This window comes from Ruminiclostridium papyrosolvens C7 (assembly GCF_000421965.1).
GTDB classification, from domain to species: Bacteria; Bacillota; Clostridia; order Acetivibrionales; family DSM-1351; genus Ruminiclostridium; species Ruminiclostridium papyrosolvens_A.
Genome location: NZ_ATAY01000020.1, coordinates 247,887 through 266,174 on the forward strand (window position 1 = coordinate 247,887; position 18,288 = coordinate 266,174).

15 protein-coding genes, 1 tRNA gene and 2 other annotated features are annotated in these 18,288 nt (G+C 37.1%); of the genes, 12 read left to right on the forward strand and 4 right to left on the reverse strand.

Annotated features, from left to right (window positions below; translation table 11 throughout):
- Window positions 1-28 precede the first annotated feature (28 nt).
- Window positions 29-898, forward strand: coding sequence for a formylglycine-generating enzyme family protein (locus tag L323_RS26175; RefSeq protein WP_020814602.1), 870 nt, complete (start codon window positions 29-31; stop codon window positions 896-898).
- Between the two features lie 97 nt (window positions 899-995).
- On the opposite strand, the gene L323_RS26180 is transcribed toward L323_RS26175, so the two are convergent.
- Window positions 996-1,071: transfer RNA gene (locus tag L323_RS26180), tRNA-Lys, on the reverse strand.
- A gap of 250 nt (window positions 1,072-1,321) precedes the next feature.
- Between L323_RS26180 and L323_RS26185 the strand changes: the two genes are divergently transcribed.
- The 5 genes from L323_RS26185 to L323_RS26205 all read left to right on the forward strand — a co-directional run bounded on the left by L323_RS26185 (window position 1,322) and on the right by L323_RS26205 (window position 8,109).
- Window positions 1,322-2,497, forward strand: a complete 1,176-nt coding sequence (locus L323_RS26185; RefSeq protein ID WP_031341824.1) for a sensor histidine kinase — start codon at window positions 1,322-1,324, stop codon at window positions 2,495-2,497.
- Window positions 2,494-3,144 carry a response regulator gene (locus tag L323_RS26190; protein ID WP_020814604.1) on the forward strand — a complete coding sequence of 217 codons (651 nt, stop codon included), beginning with the start codon at window positions 2,494-2,496 and terminating at the stop codon, window positions 3,142-3,144. The genes L323_RS26185 and L323_RS26190 overlap by 4 nt, the downstream gene beginning before the upstream one ends.
- A gap of 55 nt (window positions 3,145-3,199) precedes the next feature.
- Window positions 3,200-3,418: a binding site (T-box leader), on the forward strand.
- A 75-nt stretch (window positions 3,419-3,493) separates the two neighbouring features.
- A complete protein-coding gene (locus L323_RS26195; protein ID WP_020814605.1) occupies window positions 3,494-5,158 on the forward strand; it encodes an AMP-binding protein in 1,665 nt (554 codons plus the stop codon).
- A 97-nt stretch (window positions 5,159-5,255) separates the two neighbouring features.
- Complete coding sequence (locus tag L323_RS26200) at window positions 5,256-6,560, forward strand: homocysteine S-methyltransferase family protein (RefSeq protein WP_020814606.1); 1,305 nt, start codon at window positions 5,256-5,258, stop codon at window positions 6,558-6,560.
- Entirely contained in the window at window positions 6,550-8,109 is a 1,560-nt protein-coding gene (locus L323_RS26205) for a rhomboid family protein (RefSeq protein ID WP_020814607.1), read from the forward strand. The genes L323_RS26200 and L323_RS26205 overlap by 11 nt, the downstream gene beginning before the upstream one ends.
- A gap of 66 nt (window positions 8,110-8,175) precedes the next feature.
- Here the strand turns inward: L323_RS26205 and pdxT are convergent, their stop codons facing one another.
- A complete protein-coding gene (pdxT, locus tag L323_RS26210) occupies window positions 8,176-8,784 on the reverse strand; it encodes a pyridoxal 5'-phosphate synthase glutaminase subunit PdxT (protein WP_020814608.1) in 609 nt (202 codons plus the stop codon).
- Complete coding sequence (gene pdxS, locus L323_RS26215) at window positions 8,765-9,643, reverse strand: pyridoxal 5'-phosphate synthase lyase subunit PdxS (protein WP_020814609.1); 879 nt, start codon at window positions 9,641-9,643, stop codon at window positions 8,765-8,767. The genes pdxT and pdxS overlap by 20 nt, the downstream gene beginning before the upstream one ends.
- A gap of 233 nt (window positions 9,644-9,876) precedes the next feature.
- Here pdxS and L323_RS26220 point away from each other — a divergent pair, with 233 nt between their 5' ends.
- The gene (locus tag L323_RS26220) at window positions 9,877-11,298 is read left to right on the forward strand and encodes a PLP-dependent aminotransferase family protein (protein ID WP_020814610.1); all 1,422 of its coding nucleotides are present in this window, start codon (window positions 9,877-9,879) and stop codon (window positions 11,296-11,298) included.
- Here L323_RS26220 and L323_RS26225 read toward each other — a convergent pair.
- Window positions 11,286-11,789, reverse strand: a complete 504-nt coding sequence (locus L323_RS26225) for a hypothetical protein (protein WP_020814611.1) — start codon at window positions 11,787-11,789, stop codon at window positions 11,286-11,288. The two genes, L323_RS26220 and L323_RS26225, sit on opposite strands and share 13 nt — an antisense overlap.
- 156 nt (window positions 11,790-11,945) lie before the next feature.
- Window positions 11,946-12,203: a binding site (T-box leader), on the forward strand.
- A 65-nt stretch (window positions 12,204-12,268) separates the two neighbouring features.
- Here L323_RS26225 and ileS point away from each other — a divergent pair.
- The 5 genes from ileS (at window position 12,269) to L323_RS0120525 (ending at window position 18,272) form a co-directional block, all read left to right on the forward strand.
- Window positions 12,269-15,058 carry an isoleucine--tRNA ligase gene (ileS, locus tag L323_RS26230; protein WP_020814612.1) on the forward strand — a complete coding sequence of 930 codons (2,790 nt, stop codon included), beginning with the start codon at window positions 12,269-12,271 and terminating at the stop codon, window positions 15,056-15,058.
- A gap of 29 nt (window positions 15,059-15,087) precedes the next feature.
- Window positions 15,088-16,167, forward strand: a complete 1,080-nt coding sequence (aroB, locus tag L323_RS26235) for a 3-dehydroquinate synthase (protein WP_020814613.1) — start codon at window positions 15,088-15,090, stop codon at window positions 16,165-16,167.
- Between the two features lie 175 nt (window positions 16,168-16,342).
- Window positions 16,343-16,645: a DUF5665 domain-containing protein gene (locus L323_RS26240; protein ID WP_020814614.1), complete on the forward strand. Its 303-nt coding sequence runs from the start codon at window positions 16,343-16,345 to the stop codon at window positions 16,643-16,645.
- A 23-nt stretch (window positions 16,646-16,668) separates the two neighbouring features.
- Window positions 16,669-17,301 carry a TraR/DksA C4-type zinc finger protein gene (locus tag L323_RS26245; protein ID WP_020814615.1) on the forward strand — a complete coding sequence of 211 codons (633 nt, stop codon included), beginning with the start codon at window positions 16,669-16,671 and terminating at the stop codon, window positions 17,299-17,301.
- Between the two features lie 146 nt (window positions 17,302-17,447).
- Window positions 17,448-18,272: a Cof-type HAD-IIB family hydrolase gene (locus tag L323_RS0120525; protein WP_031341829.1), complete on the forward strand. Its 825-nt coding sequence runs from the start codon at window positions 17,448-17,450 to the stop codon at window positions 18,270-18,272.
- Window positions 18,273-18,288 lie beyond the last annotated feature (16 nt).

Sequence of the window (18,288 nt, forward strand, 5' to 3'; positions counted from 1 at the left end):
TTTTTATCAGTTAAAGGAGACAAAATCAATGAAAAAACTTTTAATTTTCCTTTTAATCACAATGATGGTTGGCGTTAGCGCATGTTCTCAAGAAAAACCCAGTGCGCAAGAAAATCTTAATAAGAAAGAAGTGTCAGATAATTTAGTATTAGTCAAAGGAGGAATTTCTAAGAATAAGAAGTCCAACCTCTATGAGAAAAATGTAGAAATTTCTGATTTTTATATTGGCAAATATGAAGTAACTCAGATAGAATGGAATGAGATAATGGAAAGCAATCCGTCACAATACAAAGGTGATAATTTACCGGTAGAAATGGTAAACTGGTATGAATGTATTGAATACTGCAATAAAAGAAGCATAAAAGAGGGGTTGGATCCATATTACAACATAGACAAAGATAAAAAAGACCCAAATAATACAAGCGAAATAGATGATATAAAATGGACAGTAACTATAAACTCAAAAGCTAATGGTTATCGATTACCTACAGAGGTAGAGTGGGAATATGCTGCAAGCGGAGGTCAGGATAGTAAAAATTATACATACAGCGGAAGTAACAATGTTGATGAAGTAGCATGGTACTGGGTAAACTCAGGTAATAAAAAATTAGACGGAGAGTGGTACTGGCCTAAGATTGAAAGTAATAAAAATCAAACAAAAGCTGTTGGTTCAAAGAAATCAAACGAGTTAGGGCTTTATGACATGTCGAGTAATGTCAGGGAATGGTGCTGGAACTGGTACGGCGATGCTTTGGATAGTAAAGGTGGCTCTCTCAGGGTATGGAGAGGTGGCTGCTGGCTCAGTGATGATCGTGCCTGTGAATTTTCATACAGAGGGAAATTTGATCCAAATGGCAAGGGATACGATCAGGGTTTTCGTGTATGCCGTAACAAGTAATAAAAAAAGATATAGGGAGCTGAAAAGGCTCTCTATTTTTATGCTTTAAGAATTTAGACCAAAGAAAAACCGCTTACTTAAGTAAGCGGTTTTTCTTTGGTGCGCCATCAGGGATTCGAACCCGGGACACCCTGATTAAGAGTCAGGTGCTCTACCAACTGAGCTAATGGCGCTTATTTAAATTAAGGACTTGCCGTCCGAACACTTTTACATTATAAGAGCTGTTATTATTATTGTCAACACTTAATTTCGAAAAATAATTTAAAATTTGCTATTATATTTACAATATTTTTTACTAATATTTATATATTATGATATTTTTTATAATATTTATTGTAGGAAAATTAGATATTAGGTAAAATATACTATAGTGTAAAAATATTCACCTGCAATTTGCGGGATTATTTATGATTGGACAAAAACATGAGAAGCTATAAACATAATACTGTACAGATGAATGATATAATTACAAAAACAATAAAATCTCTTGAATCAGGTAAAAATGAGATTATTGAAATTGCTGAGAATTCAAGAAAGGAATGTAAAAGACTTGAAGATGAATTGGTAACATTAAAACACCAGGTCTTTGAAATTGTCAGTGTAATCGAAAATCTGGAACATGACCTTAAACTAAGTAAAAAGAAACTATATGATGTTAATAAGGAATTTAACAGACATAGCCAGAATGAGCTTGCTAAGGCTTACCAGACAGCAGACAATATAAGGGTTGAACTTGCAGTAAGACGTGAACAGGAGACTTTTCTTATAAGAAGAAGAAACGATCTTGAAATAAGAATTAAGGATTGTATAAAAACTCTGGAAAGGGCAGATAGCCTCATTGGACATGTGGGCATTGCGCTGGACTACCTTAGCGGAGATCTGCAAAATGCAGGGGAGCAGTTGGACAATTTGCAGCAGAGGCAGTTTCTCGGTATCAAGATTATAGAGGCTCAGGAGGAAGAACGTAAAAGAGTAGCCAGAGAAATTCACGATGGCCCTGCACAATCAATGTCAAATATCGTTATTAAAGCTGAGATTTGTGAACGTCTGCTGGATAAAGATATTGATGAAGCAAGAAAAGAACTGCAGAACCTTAAAAAAGTTATGAGGGACAGTCTTCAGGAGGTCAGAAAAATTATTTATAACCTGAGGCCAATGGCTCTTGATGATTTAGGTTTATTGCCGACTCTAGAGCGTTATGTAATTTCATTCAGAGAAGAAACAGGGATAGATGTTCAGCTTAGATCCAGAGCAATTAATGAAGAAATTAAACCCGTCATATCTCTTGCTGTTTTCAGAATTGTACAGGAATCTTTGAATAATGTGCTAAAACACGCACAGGCAAAAAGAGTTTCAATTCTTTTGGAGCATGTCAACCAAAAATTAAATATTATTATTGCTGACAATGGTGTTGGATTTAACACCGAAGATGTTAAAATAATAGAGCCTGAAAGTACTGGCGGATTTGGCCTTTTTAGCATGAAAGAGAGGGTAGCCCTGCTTGAAGGAGAGGTGGATATAGTATCACAGGTAGGAGTAGGAACAAAAATTACGATTCATATACCATTACTGGATGAAGGGGAGGACTCTCAGAAATGAATAAAATTAGGGTAATGATTGCGGACGACCATGCTATGGTTCGACAAGGATTAAAAACTATCCTTGAATTGGAGGAAGATATTTGCGTGGTTTCGCAAGCTTCTAATGGGGAGGAAGCTGTAGCCATGTCCAAAAAGATAAGGCCTGATATTATCCTGATGGATATAAATATGCCTGTTATAAATGGTCTTCAGGCCATTAAAATGTTGAAAGATGAGCCTGTAAATTATAAAATAATTGTATTGACTCTGCATCAGGACAGAGAATATCTGTTTAAGACATTACAGCTTGGATGTGAGGGTTACGTTTTAAAAGATGCAGAATCATCAGTATTGATAGAGGCAATAAGAAGTGTTTACCGTGACCAAACTTACATACAGCCTAACATGACTGGCGAGCTTGTAAAGGAATTTAACAGAGTAACATTGTATGAACAGGATAAATCTATTGTAAACAATCTGACCAATCGTGAAGTGGAAGTTTTAAAACTTATAGCAGAGGGAATGATTAATAAAGAAATTGCTAAGACCCTTTATATAAGCGAAAAGACCGTTAAAAATCATATATCGAATATATTCAAAAAACTGGATGTAAATGATAGAACTCAGGCAGCAATCTATGCGTTTAAACATAACATAAAAGTATAAAAAGTATTGACACTTAGTTTGCCGACATAGTATTATATTAATAATTTCCAATAGAAACAATGCAGTGAATGGGAATAGTAAACCGTACATAAGTCCGTAGAGAGCTGTCGGTTGGTGAAAGACAGCGGCTTTGAAGGTTGAAGCTCGCCCTGGAGCATTTTTGGCTGAAATTAGTAGGCTGAAACGGTTTTCACCGTTATATGATTTAAAGAGAATTTCTTGAAAAGGAATTAACTTGAGTGGTACCGCGGAAACATAGCTTTTCGTCTCATGATTACGAGACGGAAGGCTTTTTATTTTTTTAAACATTTTATGAATATGGTTACAATTTAACTTGGAGGTGTTGGTTGTGGAGAAACTGATAGAGATTACTGTTGGTAGTTTGCTGGATGATATGGCAAAGAGATATCCGGATCATGACTGTGCATTATACACAGACCGTCCATTCAGAAAAACTTATTCTGAATTCAACGAGCTTTGCAATAAAGTTGCAAAGAGTTTTCTCAAAATGGGTATTAAAAAGGGCGATCATATTGCAATTTGGGCAACAAACGTACCGGAATGGCTTATTACACTGTTTGCCTCAGCAAAAATAGGAGCTGTTCTTGTAACTGTAAACACTAACTACAAAGTATTCGAGCTTGAATACTTGTTGAAACAATCAGATACAAATACATTAGTTCTTATAGATGGTTTCAAGGATTCCAATTACATACAGATTATTAATGAACTTTGTCCTGAATTAAAGAACTCTGAACCGGGTAGTTTTCATAGTGAAAAACTGCCATATCTAAAAAATGTCATAAGTGTCAGCACTGAGAAACATCCGGGAATGTTCAGTTGGAATGATATTATTGAATTTGGCAGAGATATTTCTGACGAAGAACTTTACAACATCAGCAATAGTCTTGATTGCCACGATGTTATAAATATGCAGTACACTTCAGGAACCACGGGTTTTCCAAAGGGAGTAATGCTTACACATTATAATATTATAAATAATGGTATGTGTATAGGCGATTGCATGCATTTTACCCACGAAGATAAACTGTGTATTCCTGTTCCGTTTTTCCATTGCTTTGGATTGGTTCTTGCAATAATGGCCTGCGTGACTCATGGAACAACAATGGTTCCCGTTGATTATTATTCACCACTAAAGGTTATGAATGCAATTCAAACCGAACGCTGTACAGCAGTGCATGGGGTTCCTACAATGTACATAGCAATGCTTGAACATGCTGATTTTAATAAGTTTGATTTTTCTTCATTAAGAACAGGAATTATGTCCGGTTCACCATGTCCTATAAAAGTTATGGAAGCAGTTGTAGAAAAAATGAACATGAAGGACATAACCATTCCTTATGGTCAGACAGAGGCTTCTCCTGTATGTACCCAGACAAGGATAGGTGACAGCCTTGAACTTAGGGTTTCTACAGTAGGCCGTGCACTTCCGTTTATTGAATGTAAGATTGTTGATCCCGAAACGAATAAGGACCTTCCGGACGGCGTTCCCGGAGAATTTGTTGCCAGAGGCTATAATGTAATGAAAGGCTACTACAAGATGCCCGAAGCTACCGCACAGGCAATAGATGCTGACGGGTGGCTCCATACAGGCGATTTGGCAACAAGGGATGAAAACGGATATTACAAGATTACTGGCAGAATAAAGGATATGATTATCAGAGGTGGAGAAAATATTTATCCAAAGGAAATAGAAGAGTTTTTATATACCCTGCCGGAAATTAAGGATGTACAGGTAATCGGTGTTCCGTCGAAAGTATATGGAGAGGAAATAATGGCCTGTATTATACTTAAAGAGGGTTACATCCTGACTGAAGAACAGGTTAAAGAAGCAGTAAAAGCTAATATGGCAAGACATAAAACTCCTAAATATGTTGGCTTTTTGGACAGTTTCCCAATGACTGCAAGCGGAAAGATTCAGAAGTACAAAATGAGGGAAAATGCCATTGCCCAACTGGGACTTGAGGATGAAGCGGCTATAGAGACTGCATAATGTGTCTGTTGCCAATTGACTTAATGAATATTATAATAATATAGAAGTAATTAATTGCCAGTTTAAATACTGGCAATTTTTATATATGGAGGTATATATGTCTTTTTTAAATGATATAGAAAAAAAAGTTATGGTATTTGACGGGTCTATGGGGATTATGCTTCAAAGCAAGGGACTTGAAGTGGGAACTTGCCCTGAAGAGTGGAATGTTACTCACCCTGATAAGGTTAAGGAAATATATACGGCATACCGTGATGCAGGGGCGAATGTGATTCAGTCAAATACTTTTCAGTCCAATCTTATGAAACTCTCTGAATATGGATTGCAGGACAAGCATTATGATATTAATTTTGCAGGTGTTAGTCTTGCAAAGGAAGTAATGGGGGATAATGGATATGTAGCTGCTTCCATAGGCCCTTTGGGAAAACTCTTGGAGCCATTCGGGGAATTGACTTTTGAGAAGGCCTACAATACATTTAAGGAGCAGGTTGTTGCTGTAGCTTCCGGAGGCGCTGATATTATAAGCTTCGAAACATTTACAGATGTAAGTGAAATGAGAATTGCCCTTTTGGCTGCTAAAGAAAATTGTAACTTGCCTGTTATTTGTTCAATCTCATATGAGCAGAACGGAAGAACGCTGATGGGTTCAGACCCCGCTGTTTGCGCTTACATTCTGCACTCACTGGGGGCTGATATGATTGGTACAAATTGTTCCTTTGGGCCGGAATACATGATAAGGGTTGCTGAAATTTACGGAAAGACCGGTTTAAATTTTAGCATTAAGCCAAATGCAGGTATTCCTCAGACAGTAGACGGTAAATTGGTCTACGATGAAACTCCGGAAAAATTTGCGAAATACGCACATGAATTTATTCAAAATGGAGCGAGGCTTGTTGGAGGATGCTGCGGAACAAGACCTGAATTTATTGCAGAAACTTCAAAGGTAGCTAGTGAAAGTAATGCGGTTAGTTTCCCTTTGAATGTTGATTTTATTACATCGTCTACAAAAGTAATTTCTTTTGAAGATATAAAACGAACAGCTATGGGATGGATAGATATTAATATGGAAGAAACTCTGAAAAAAGACCTTATGGCAGGAGATGTATCTTCAATTACAGATACCGCTATGGATTTGATGGAAGAGGACTACGGATTAATAGCTATCGATGTGGATGTACCCGGGGTAGACGAACTGCTGTTATCTCATGTAGTAAAGGAAGCTCAGACTTACTTGAAACAGCCATTTATTTTAAAATCGGACAATCCCAAGTCTCTGGAGGCTGCTCTGAGAATATACAAAGGCAGGGCGGGGGTAATTACTAAGGCTTCTGACTGTGTGGATGAAATACTTTACAAATACGGGGCTGTAAATGTTGGAGGATTTATTTCGAATGAAGAATAATTTTTTAAATTCCCTTTTGAGATATCTTGTGGAAAAGGACTATTACCACCTGATATCAGCTGACAATCAGATGCCTGATTTATCTAATGGTATTACAAGTATGATTAGAGAGATTCAGGGAACTTCTGTATTTGTTGAAATTATTGATGCAGACAGATACGGAACAGAGCAAATCCGGAACATCATGTTAAATGGTGCGGCAATGCTGAATAATATTCAAGGTAGTAACGCTCATATTTTCAAGGTTTTTGTGTTTGAAAGCACAACTGACATGGATAAAGTTGAAATTATAAAGCAACATCAGTTGGATATTACCTCAGAGAAACGCTTTATGAAATGTATTTCTTTAAACATTTCTACAAAACAGGTTGAGAAATATTTCAGTGTCCCAGCTTTTGATGCCGGATTGGTAAAGTCTTTTAAAAGATTTTTTTCAAAGGGCCTTGATGAAAGAGAAACCGATTACCAGGATATAGAAGGCATTATTGAAAAAAGAAAAAAGGACTTTGAAATACAATTCAAGGCTCAAACACCATGGCTGACGTATATTATTATCGCATTGAATATTGTTATGTATGGCTTGTTGCAGCTTGTGTCCATGAGAACCGAAATAGCTTATGAACAACAGCTGGAACCCTTTGGTGCCAAGGTAAATAATCTCATTATGGAAGGGCAGTACTGGAGATTTTTTGCACCTATGTTTCTGCATGCTGATATTGTTCACTTGGCTGTAAACTGCTATTCCATTTATATTATAGGGTCTCAGGTGGAAAAAATATTCGGCCGTGGAAGGTTTCTGGCTATTTACTTTGTGTCGGGTTTCATTGGCTCGGCAGCAAGTTTTGCTTTCTCACTGAATTCCTCTGTAGGGGCATCAGGTGCAATATTTGGTTTGGTAGGTGCCATGTTGTATTTTTCGTTACGACGTCCTGCTCTTTTAAAAAGCAGTTATGGTGCGAATCTTATTACTATGCTTGTAATAAACCTTGCTTATGGTTTTATGAACAAGCGAATAGATAACCATGCACACATAGGTGGTTTTGTGGGAGGATTCCTGACTACCGGAGCAGTGTATTCTTACCAAGAAAAAAATGGAAAAACCTTACTGAAAAAAGCAGCTTCACTTTTACTTGTTGCTGCAATTGCAGTGGGAATGTTATTTTACGGCTTTAATAATGACATAAATGCTCTTTCACCTAAGCTTGCTGCGCTGGAGCAGTTTGATATTGAGAATAACTGGCCGGAGTCGGAAAAAGAGGCTGAGGAAATTCTTGAGTTGAACCCATCCGACAAAAATATAAAGATTAGGGTATTATGGTCATTAATCAGGGCTGAAGTAAGTCAGGGAAAACTTGATGAGGGGATTCAGAATTCAAAGGCTTTAGTGGAACTAAGTCCGGCTGAAGGACATTATCTGCTTGGAGTCATATACTATAATACAAAAGAATTTGATAAAGCCAAGCAGGAACTTGAGGAAGCCAAAAAATCAGGCTCAACAAATACTGAAAATATTAATGAGATGCTTTCTGGTATTGAAAACAGTAAATAAGAAGTAAAGCAAAAAACGCATATTAACTGATATAAATTTGGTTAATATGCGTTTTAATATATGTTTTTATATCATTTCTGAAAAGTACCTGTGAAAACTAAGGTCATTTGTCAGTTCCGGGTGAAAGGATGTAGCCAGCATATTGTTTTGTCTGCAGGCAACTATATTTTCGTTTACACGAAGGATAACCTCCACCTGTGGAGCCACATCAACCACATAGGGTGCTCTGATAAATACCAAGGGAATTTTTTCAGAAGAAAGAGCCGGAAGGGGAACTTCCGTAGTAAAGCTATCCAGCTGCCTCCCGTACCCGTTTCTTACAACGTTTATGTCCATTACTTCCAGATGACGCCGGTGGTCATTTGTGATTTCTTTTGCAAGAATAATCATGCCCGCACAGGTTCCCCATACAGGCATCCCCGAGTTTATTCTTTTTCTTAATGGTTCAGTAAGATTAAAGTCACAAATAAGCCTTCCGATGGCAGTGCTTTCACCACCGGGAATAATAAGTCCGTCTATTGTATCAATGTCTTCTTTATATTTTACGCTACAGGGCTCTACATTTGGAATTTTGGATAGTTTCTCCAAATGTTCTGAGATGGCACCCTGCAACCCTAATACACCAATTTTTTCATTTTTAATCCTTTCTGTAAGCTTACCACCCTCTGGAGGCATACAGGCTGTTGCCTGACAGTTCTCTTACATCTATGGAATCCATGGCAGCACCCAACTCTTCTGAAACTTCTGCGATGATTTTGGGATCATTATAATAAGTAGTTGCCTTTACAATAGCCTGAGCTCTTTTAGCAGGATCTGAAGATTTGAATATCCCTGAACCAACGAAAACACCGTCGCATCCAAGCTGCATCATTAATGCCGCATCTGCCGGAGTTGCAATTCCGCCTGCTGCAAAGTTAATAACAGGAAGTTTACCGTTTTCATGAACATAGAGCACAAGGTCATATGGAGCAGCGAATTCTTTTGCTATGGTCATAAGTTCCTGCTTGGATGCACTCTGAACCTTTCTGATTTCGTTTGTTACAGTTCTCATATGTCTGACTGCTTCAACAACATTTCCGGTGCCGGCTTCACCTTTTGTTCTTATCATGGATGCACCTTCGCCAATTCTTCTGAGAGCTTCTCCGAGATTTTTTGCTCCGCATACAAACGGAACCTTAAATGTATGCTTATCTATGTGAAATTCTTCATCGGCGGGGGTTAATACTTCGCTTTCATCAATATAGTCGATTGAAAGGGCTTCAAGTACCTGTGCTTCAACAAAATGTCCTATTCTAACCTTGGCCATAACAGGAATTGATACAGCGCTTTGTATCTCTTTTATCATTTTGGGATCGGACATTCTTGCAACTCCTCCGGCTTTTCTTATGTCAGAAGGAACTCTTTCAAGTGCCATAACTGCAACGGCACCGGCTTTTTGTGCAATTTCGGCTTCCTTTGCATTTACTACATCCATTATTACTCCGCCTTTGAGCATCTGTGCAAGATTTTTGTTTAATTCATATCTCTCATTCATAATACATACTCCTTTACTTTTATTTATAAATAGAATATACTAATTGTACCGATACACTTATATGTGTTTGCGGCTAAATTTCGTACATTTTTACACAAAGAAAATCAAATGTCAATATCAATTATTAAAAAAATAAATTGAATTCTTATTTGTATACATAGATAAAATGAAGTTTGTCGAAATATTAAATATAAATTCAGGCTTTTGTCAGTTAATATGAGTGCGGAGGATATATGAAAATTGTATCGATACAATTATCGAATGAGGAGCAGCCTAAGTACTTACAGCTCTTTAATAGCATCAGAGAACAGATTTCACAAGGCGAAATGAACCCTGGAGAGCGTCTTCCTGCAATAAGGAGTCTCGCTTCCCAACTGGGAGTAAATACAAGTACAGTGGTTAATGCATATAAACAGCTCGAGAGCAACAGCTATATAACAGCCAAAAAAGGAAGCGGATATTTTGTTTCAAATACTAAAACAGGGAAGCAAGATACACATTTTTCCAGTAACTTGGGATTGTTCAGGGATACCTCTGTTATTAACTTTGCAAGTGCAACCCCACACCCGTCAATTTTTCCTATTGAGTCTTTTAAAGCTTGTATAAATGAGGTATTGGAAAGAGACAAAGGCTTTGCCTTCGGGTACGACGAGAGTAACGGCTACAGGCCATTGAGACAGTCAATTCTAAATTATTTTAACAGGGAGTATTCCGTTTCCGTTGAAAATGAGAGTTTTCTCCAAATTGTTTCAGGAGCACAGCAGGGTATAGATATTATAGGCAAAGTACTTTTAAACCCCGGAGATTATGTTATAACAGAAACTCCTACTTATGATGGTGCTGTTGCAGCATTTAAATCAAGAGGTGCAAGGATTGTCAGTGTAAACATGGATAAAGATGGAATGGATATGGAAGAACTTGATAAAAAAGTTCGTATATGCAAACCCAAACTGATATATGTAATGTCCAGATATCAGAATCCAACTACTGTATGCTACAGTCAGGAAAAGCTAAAAAAGCTGCTGCTTCTGGCAAAAGAGAATAACCTGTATATTGTTGAAGATGATTCTATGTCGGAATTATATTTTGAAAAGGAAAAACCTTTGCCCCTAAAAACTTTGGATACCGATAATGAATGTGTAATTTATCTAAAAAGTTTTTCTAAAATTCTTATGCCGGGACTAAGAGTAGCGTGCATGGTTATACCTAATAAACTTTTAAGTGATTTTACTAAAATAAAGCATACAAGCGATATTTCCTCATCCGGGTTGATACAAAGGTCTCTTGACTTATATTTCAGAAGTGAAAAGTGGGACGAACATTTGCAGTATATGAAGGAGATTTACAGAGGCAGGTTTGAGTTTATGCTTTCCGGCTTGGAAAGACTGAGAAAATATGGACTGAAATATGAAAAACCGGGTGGAGGGTTGTACTTCTGGGTAAAACTGCCACGTTATCTTTCAGCAGAGTTCTTTTATAAAAAGTGCAAAACAAATGGTCTTGTGTTTATTCCATCGGGTATTTTTTATGATAATATACACAAAAACTGTGATGATTATATAAGACTTAGTTTTGCATCAGCAGGAATTGACCAAATCGGTGAAGGTATGGCCATTTTGGAAAAGTGTCTTCGAAACAATTATCAAGAAGAATAGTCAAGCCGTCTGAATCTTCCGAAAAGCTTGTTTCTGTAATATTTATTATAGGTACTTTGGCTTAATCCATAATCAATCAAGACGGGGACATCATTAACGATTCCCCAGCTTGATGCTCTCTTCAAGTCACCGCTGCCTATATTTTTACTTTCTATATCTTCTGCAAATAATGGCCTTTTAATAAGGTCACTCATAGTTTGTACTTTGTAGTATCTTAAAACTATTCTGATATCAGTGATTTTTTTAGCTTTTACCATTATAAGATATCTGTGATTTTCAGAAACAGCAGCAATTTCGGCAAACAAGTCTGACTTACATGACCGGTAAGTAGAATGTTCGGTTTCGTTCTGCAAAATGCCTCTGACATCTTTTGCTACCTTAACTACATAACCGTTGCCTAAGTCATAAACGTTCCGACATGAACCCGAACCGATACGTTTATACTTATTACTTTTTAGATTATAAATAAGTTCATCAAAGTCAAAATGCATTTAACGCTCCTAATTATTATAATACACTACATTTTATTCCAACGATTTAATTGTGTGATTTTTAATTATAAGAGAGTCGGTTAATGGTAAAAATTAAAATAGTAGCCTTGACGGCGGTTGGGTAATTGATGTATTATAAGTTTAATATATAATATTCTAAATATGATGATTGGAAAGAGTAGAAAGCAGTTGGCTTCACAGAGAGCGGAAGCTTGGTGGGATTTCCGCAGGTTCAAGTTTTTGAAAATCATCCATGAGTTGCAGCCTGAAATTCAATAAAATGTATAGGACATATATTGAAGTAGGGTGTGCCGGTGATGAGCCGTTATAAAACGAAGTGATTATTGTCATGTTATTATTTTTTCATGCTACAAAATAATTTGGGTGGTACCGCGAAATAGCCTCGTCCCTTTGATGGAACGGGGCTTTATTATATTTTAGAATAATTAATTTACTATATTTAACCGGAGGTAATAGAAATGGCAGAAGATTATGGAAAATCGTTAAATCTACCACAAACTGATTTCCCCATGAGGGCAAACCTTCCTCAAAGGGAACCAGAATTCCTAAAAAAATGGGAAGACATGGATATTTATAATAAGCAATTGAAAAAAGCAGAAGGAAAGCCTTCCTTTATACTTCATGATGGCCCGCCTTACGCAAATGGAGGTATTCACCTTGGAACCTCGTTGAATAAGATTTTAAAGGATATCGTTGTTAAGTATAAAAGTATGTCGGGATACTATACTCCATATGTTCCTGGCTGGGATACACACGGACTTCCCATTGAACAGAGAGCCATCAAGGAATTGGGGCTAAAGAGGCATGAAGTTGGTCCTGTTGTTTTCAGAGAGGCATGTGAAGGCTTTGCCATGAAGTATCTGAATATACAGAGAGAAGCTTTCAAAAGACTGGGTGTAAGGGCTGACTGGGAACATCCTTATATAACTCTTAAACCTGAGTTTGAAGCTAAACAGATAGAAGTATTTGGCGAAATGGCTAAGAAGGGACATATATACAAGGGATTGAAGCCTGTATACTGGTGCCCTGAGTGTGAAACTGCTCTGGCTGAAGCTGAAATCGAGTATGCAGACGATACTACCGTTTCAATATATGTTAAGTTCCAGGTAAGGGATGACAAGGGAATTTTTGAAGGTGTTGCACCAAAAGAAAAGATTAACTTTGTAATATGGACAACAACTACATGGACTTTGCCTGCAAACCTTGCAATTTGCTTGAATGAGTCTTTTGAGTACTCTGTTGTAAAGGCAAACGACGAATATTATGTACTGGCTTCGGAACTTGTGGAAAATACCATGAAAGCTGCAGCTTTAACAGAATATGAAACTGTTGCAAAATTTAAAGGCAGCGAGCTTGAAGGAATTCTTTGCAAGCACCCGTTCCTTGACAGGGATTCAATAGTTATTCTTGGAGACCATGTTACCCTTGAAGCAGGTACTGGTTGTGTTCATACTGCTCCGGGACATGGTGCGGAAGACTTTCTTGTATGCCAGAAATATAAGATTCCTGTATTGGTTCCTGTTGACAGCAAGGGCTTTCTGACAAAAGAGGCGGGACCGTTTGCAGGTATGTTCTATAAAAAATCCAATCCTGCAATAATTGAAAAATTGACTGAGGACGGCAGACTTTTAGCTTCTGAAAAAATTACTCACCAATATCCCCATTGCTGGAGATGTAAAGACCCAATCATATTCCGTGCTACCGAACAATGGTTTGCCTCAATAGACAGTTTCAGAGATGATGCTCTTGAAGCTATAAAGACTGTTAAATGGGTGCCTGAATGGGGTCAGGAAAGAATAACCAATATGGTTAGAGATAGGGGAGACTGGTGTATTTCCAGACAGCGTATCTGGGGTGTGCCGATTCCGATATTCTACTGTAAAGCCTGTGGTAAGGAACTGATAACTGATGAATCAATAAAGGCTGTGGCTGATCTTTTCAGAGAAAAAGGATCAAACGCATGGTATGCAATGGACGCTTCTGAGATTCTTCCAAAGGGAACTAAATGTGAATGCGGTCATCATGAATTTTCAAAAGAAACAGATATTATGGATGTTTGGTTTGATTCAGGTTCCAGCCATGTAGCGGTTCTTGAAAATACAGAAGGATTATCCTGGCCTGCAGACCTGTACCTTGAAGGAAGTGACCAACACAGAGGATGGTTCCAATCATCACTTTTAACATCAGTTGCAACAAGAAGCGGTGCACCTTACAAGAAGGTTCTGACTCACGGGTATGTTATTGATGAAGAAAAGAGAAAGATGTCAAAATCACTTGGAAACGGTATCGACCCTGCTGATGTTATCAAGGAGTACGGAGCAGATATACTGAGACTTTGGGTTGCTTCATCAGACTACACAACTGATATAAAGATATCCAAAGACTTATTGAAGCAGCTTTCTGAAGTTTATAGAAAGATAAGAAATACAGCAAGATATATCCTTGGAAATATAAATGGTTTTAATCCGGACACAGACAGTGTTGACTACAGTGAGATGAGTGAACTTGACAGATGGGCTCTTTACAAGATGACCAACTTGATCAAGAAGGTTAATGAAGCATACAGCGGTTATGAATTCCATATGATGTTCCATGCAATTCACAATTTCTGTGTTGTTGACATGAGTAACTTCTATTTGGATATTATAAAGGACAGACTTTACACATCAAAGCCTGATTCAAAGGAAAGAAGAGCAGCGCAGACTGTAATGTATGAGATACTTCAGTCTTTGGTAAGAATGTTGACTCCGGTTCTTGCATTTACTACTGAGGAAATCTGGCAGTATATGCCTCACAGAGCAGAGGATGATACTGAGAGTGTTCAGTTGAACAGCTGGCCACAGGTAAATGAAAAGTATGTAAATACAGAGCTGTCAGAAAAGTGGGAAAAGATATTGGAGCTTAGGTCAGATGTTTCAAAGGCACTGGAAATAGCAAGAGCTAATAAAACCATAGGTCATTCTCTCAATGCAAAAGTAACTTTGTATGCAGACGGAGAAAATCTTGAGTTTATTAAAAGTATTGAAAACGACCTTGTTACCCTGTTCATAGTTTCAGCTGTTGAAATTAAAAATCTAGCTGATGCTCAGGATGCTGCTCAAAAGGGAGAGGAAATGCCCGGAATAAAAGTTTCGGTTGAACAGGCACCTGGAGATAAGTGTGAAAGATGCTGGATGTTCAGCGAATTTGTAGGCAAGGACGAAAAACACCCGACACTTTGTAAGAGATGTGCTGATGTAGTAGGTTAATAAAGCATATCAGATTTGGGAGACATATTATGATTAGACATACTATAAATCTAAAGGAAAGAAGTTATCCTATTTGTATTGCAACAGACTTTCAGGAACTTGGAAAGATTGTACTATCATTCAGACAGGGTAACAAAGCCCTGTTGGTTACCGACGAGAATGTTGATAACTATTATTCTGATGAGTGTATGAAAGTACTTCAAGACAGCGGAATAGAGGTTAACAAGTACGTTCTGAAGCCCGGTGAAAATAATAAGACACTTGAGGCAGTTTATGGTATATATAATAAAATGGTAGAGTGCAAACTGGACAGAAGCAGTATTGCGCTGGCGCTTGGAGGCGGTGTAGTCGGCGATATTGTCGGCTTTGCCGCTGCCACCTATATGAGAGGTATCAACTTTGTACAGATACCCACATCTCTATTGGCTCAGGCAGACAGCAGTGTTGGGGGTAAAACCGGGGTTGATTTCGATGGGCATAAGAACATTGTGGGTGCATTTTATCAGCCTAAAACAGTGTTCATTAATGTAAATACTATTAAGACACTGCCTAAGAGAGAGATTTCTGCAGGTCTTGCCGAAGTAATCAAACACGGTTTGATTATGGATGAAGAATACTGTGAATATATTAACTACAACGCTGATAAGATTTTTAAATTTGATGAAAATGTACTGCAATACCTGGCTAAAAAGAATTGTTCCATAAAAGGCTATGTTGTTGAACAGGACGAAAAAGAGGACGATTTAAGGGCTATTCTTAATTTGGGTCACACAATCGGTCATGCCATTGAAACAGTTGAAAATTTCAGGCTTTTGCATGGAGAATGTGTGTCTATCGGAATAGTTGGAGCATACAAAATGGCTCAATATATGGAGATTTTGGGTGAGCAAACAGTTAATCAGGTTAAAGCCATTCTTGTAAAACTTGGACTTCCAGTTTCTTTGCCGGGACTGGATGCTGAAAGGGTATATAACCAGATATTTTACGATAAAAAAGTAAAAGATAATAAATTAAAATTTGTTTTGCCACGTAGAATTGGAGAGGTTTTCCAATGTACCATTGAAGACAGCGGGATGATTAAAAAAGTTCTTTCAGATTTGGCAAATTAATATTTTAAATTTTAAAATTAAGCATATTAACCGTTTTAGTATTTGAAATACGGTTAATATGCTTTTTTGTATGTTTTAGAAAAATTTCTTACGAATAAATAAAGCTAAACAGAACAACCATAATTATAATGAAAAGTTTTAAATTGTTTTCATGTGGAGGGAGTACTTATAAAATATGGCCAACAACAATCATTTAATTAGTGAACTTTCCAAAAAAGTTGATAATATGTCTCTTAAAATGGAGAAGATGAAATTCGTGGATTACGTTTATTATCTTGAACATCCGCGAAAAATGCTATGGTCCAATTTTGTAAGTGGTCTGGCAAGGGGCTTTGGGATAGCTATAGGTTTTACTATTCTTGGAGCAATCGCCATATACTTTTTGAATATTATAGTAAAAATAAATCTTCCATACATCGGACAATTTATCAGTGATATAGTGAAGATTGTGCAAAGCAGCAGTAGAAACGTTAGATGACAGATGAACATAGGAGGAATCATATGGACAAGAATCAGCTGTTGCATTACAAAGATAAGCTTATAACGGAAGCAAAAAGGACAGACACAGCATTGGAACAAATGAGGGATTTGAACGAGGGGGAAATGAGCAATTATACTCCTTCGGAGTTGTCAAATTATGATAATCATCCTGCGGAACTGGGAAGCGAGCTATATACAGTGGAGATGAATCTGGCACTTAAAGTCCATGAACAGACAAAACTTAATGATATTAAGCTTGCTTTGAAAAAAATAGATAATGGAACCTATGGTGTTTGTGAAAACTGTAAAAAAGATATAAATCCGGAGAGGCTGGAAATTATGCCAACTGCAAGGTTTTGTATGGAATGTCAGGAGGATAAAGAGGCAGAAGAGATTAATACGCCTGATCAGCAGTATGACGAAATTTTTGATAGCCCCTTTGGCAGGAAGTACTTGAATAAGCAAGAAGACGACGAGTTTGAGGGTCTGGATCAATTTAATGACCTTCTAAAGTACGGAAGTGCGGATACTCCTCAGGATATGTCGGGATATGCAGATTACGAAGAATTTTATACAAATGAAGTTGATAATCAGGGATATGTAGAAGAAACAGATAAAATTTCAAACCAGCAGTACAAAAACCAACTCCCTTAATAACCAGCTTCCCACGTGAATCTTTCATGTGGGAAGCTGTATTTTAAGCATATCTAAAATACAAGTTGATTTTTTACAGAGAAAACCATATTATATTTTATAGTTTAATTACTAGGAAAGGCGTACAAATTATTTTGCGAGGTCATATGTTTAATTATAATAAATACCTTATAATAAGTGATTTAGATGGTACTTTAATAAATTCGCAGCATTTCATATCACAGGAGAATTTAGATGCAATAAGCTATTTTACAAAAAAAGGTGGGAGCTTTGCTGTTGCCACAGGGCGAACAAAGGATAATATACGTCCATACATAGAAAATTTAATCCTTAATGGCCCCTGTATCCTATATAACGGAGGGGGTATTTATAATTTCCAAGAGGAGCGATTTCTGGGTACGGAATTTCTGGATAGGAGTGCAGTTGAGGAATTTATTATTTATTGCATGAACAATTATAAAAAAATGGCAGTTGAAATATTCACACCTGAAATGATGTACATAATAACACCTGACCATATACTTGACCCCTATGTTGAGAGTGAAAAACAAGTGTTTAGCAGAATAACACTTGATGAAGTTATGGAAATGGACTGGATTAAAGTACTTCTGTATGATAGCCCGGAAATCCTTCAAAAAGCACAGGCTATGCTGGAAGAATTTAATTTGCTTGATAAGGTAGATAGTGTTTTTTCACAGGTATTTTATCTTGAGCTAATTAAGAAAGGCATTTCAAAGGGAGCGGCTTTGGAGAGATTAAAAAATTCACACCAGTACAGTGATAAAACAATTATCGCGGTAGGTGATTATGATAATGATATTGAAATGATCAGTTTAGCCGATATAGGAATTGTGGTAGGTAATGCCAGAGAGTGTGTTAAAGCTGTGGCTGACATAGTGACTGTGAGTAATGATGAAAATGCTCTGTATGAAATCATTTATAATATAATACCATCTTTATCTAATAAGTAAATTCTAGAAAAATAAT

Bases quoted from the DNA above. Each gene is read 5' to 3' on its own strand.
- L323_RS26240 (WP_020814614.1), top strand. From the start codon at position 16,343: ATGGCCAACAACAATCATTTAATTAGTGAACTTTCCAAAAAAGTTGAT.
- L323_RS26225 (WP_020814611.1), bottom strand. From the start codon at position 11,789: ATGCATTTTGACTTTGATGAACTTATTTATAATCTAAAAAGTAATAAG.
- L323_RS0120525 (WP_031341829.1), top strand. From the start codon at position 17,448: ATGTTTAATTATAATAAATACCTTATAATAAGTGATTTAGATGGTACT.
- L323_RS26205 (WP_020814607.1), top strand. From the start codon at position 6,550: ATGAAGAATAATTTTTTAAATTCCCTTTTGAGATATCTTGTGGAAAAG.
- L323_RS26200 (WP_020814606.1), top strand. From the start codon at position 5,256: ATGTCTTTTTTAAATGATATAGAAAAAAAAGTTATGGTATTTGACGGG.
- L323_RS26220 (WP_020814610.1), top strand. From the start codon at position 9,877: ATGAAAATTGTATCGATACAATTATCGAATGAGGAGCAGCCTAAGTAC.
- L323_RS26175 (WP_020814602.1), top strand. From the start codon at position 29: ATGAAAAAACTTTTAATTTTCCTTTTAATCACAATGATGGTTGGCGTT.
- ileS (WP_020814612.1), top strand. From the start codon at position 12,269: ATGGCAGAAGATTATGGAAAATCGTTAAATCTACCACAAACTGATTTC.
- pdxS (WP_020814609.1), bottom strand. From the start codon at position 9,643: ATGAATGAGAGATATGAATTAAACAAAAATCTTGCACAGATGCTCAAA.
- L323_RS26190 (WP_020814604.1), top strand. From the start codon at position 2,494: ATGAATAAAATTAGGGTAATGATTGCGGACGACCATGCTATGGTTCGA.
- aroB (WP_020814613.1), top strand. From the start codon at position 15,088: ATGATTAGACATACTATAAATCTAAAGGAAAGAAGTTATCCTATTTGT.
- pdxT (WP_020814608.1), bottom strand. From the start codon at position 8,784: ATGCCTCCAGAGGGTGGTAAGCTTACAGAAAGGATTAAAAATGAAAAA.
- L323_RS26185 (WP_031341824.1), top strand. From the start codon at position 1,322: ATGAGAAGCTATAAACATAATACTGTACAGATGAATGATATAATTACA.
- L323_RS26245 (WP_020814615.1), top strand. From the start codon at position 16,669: ATGGACAAGAATCAGCTGTTGCATTACAAAGATAAGCTTATAACGGAA.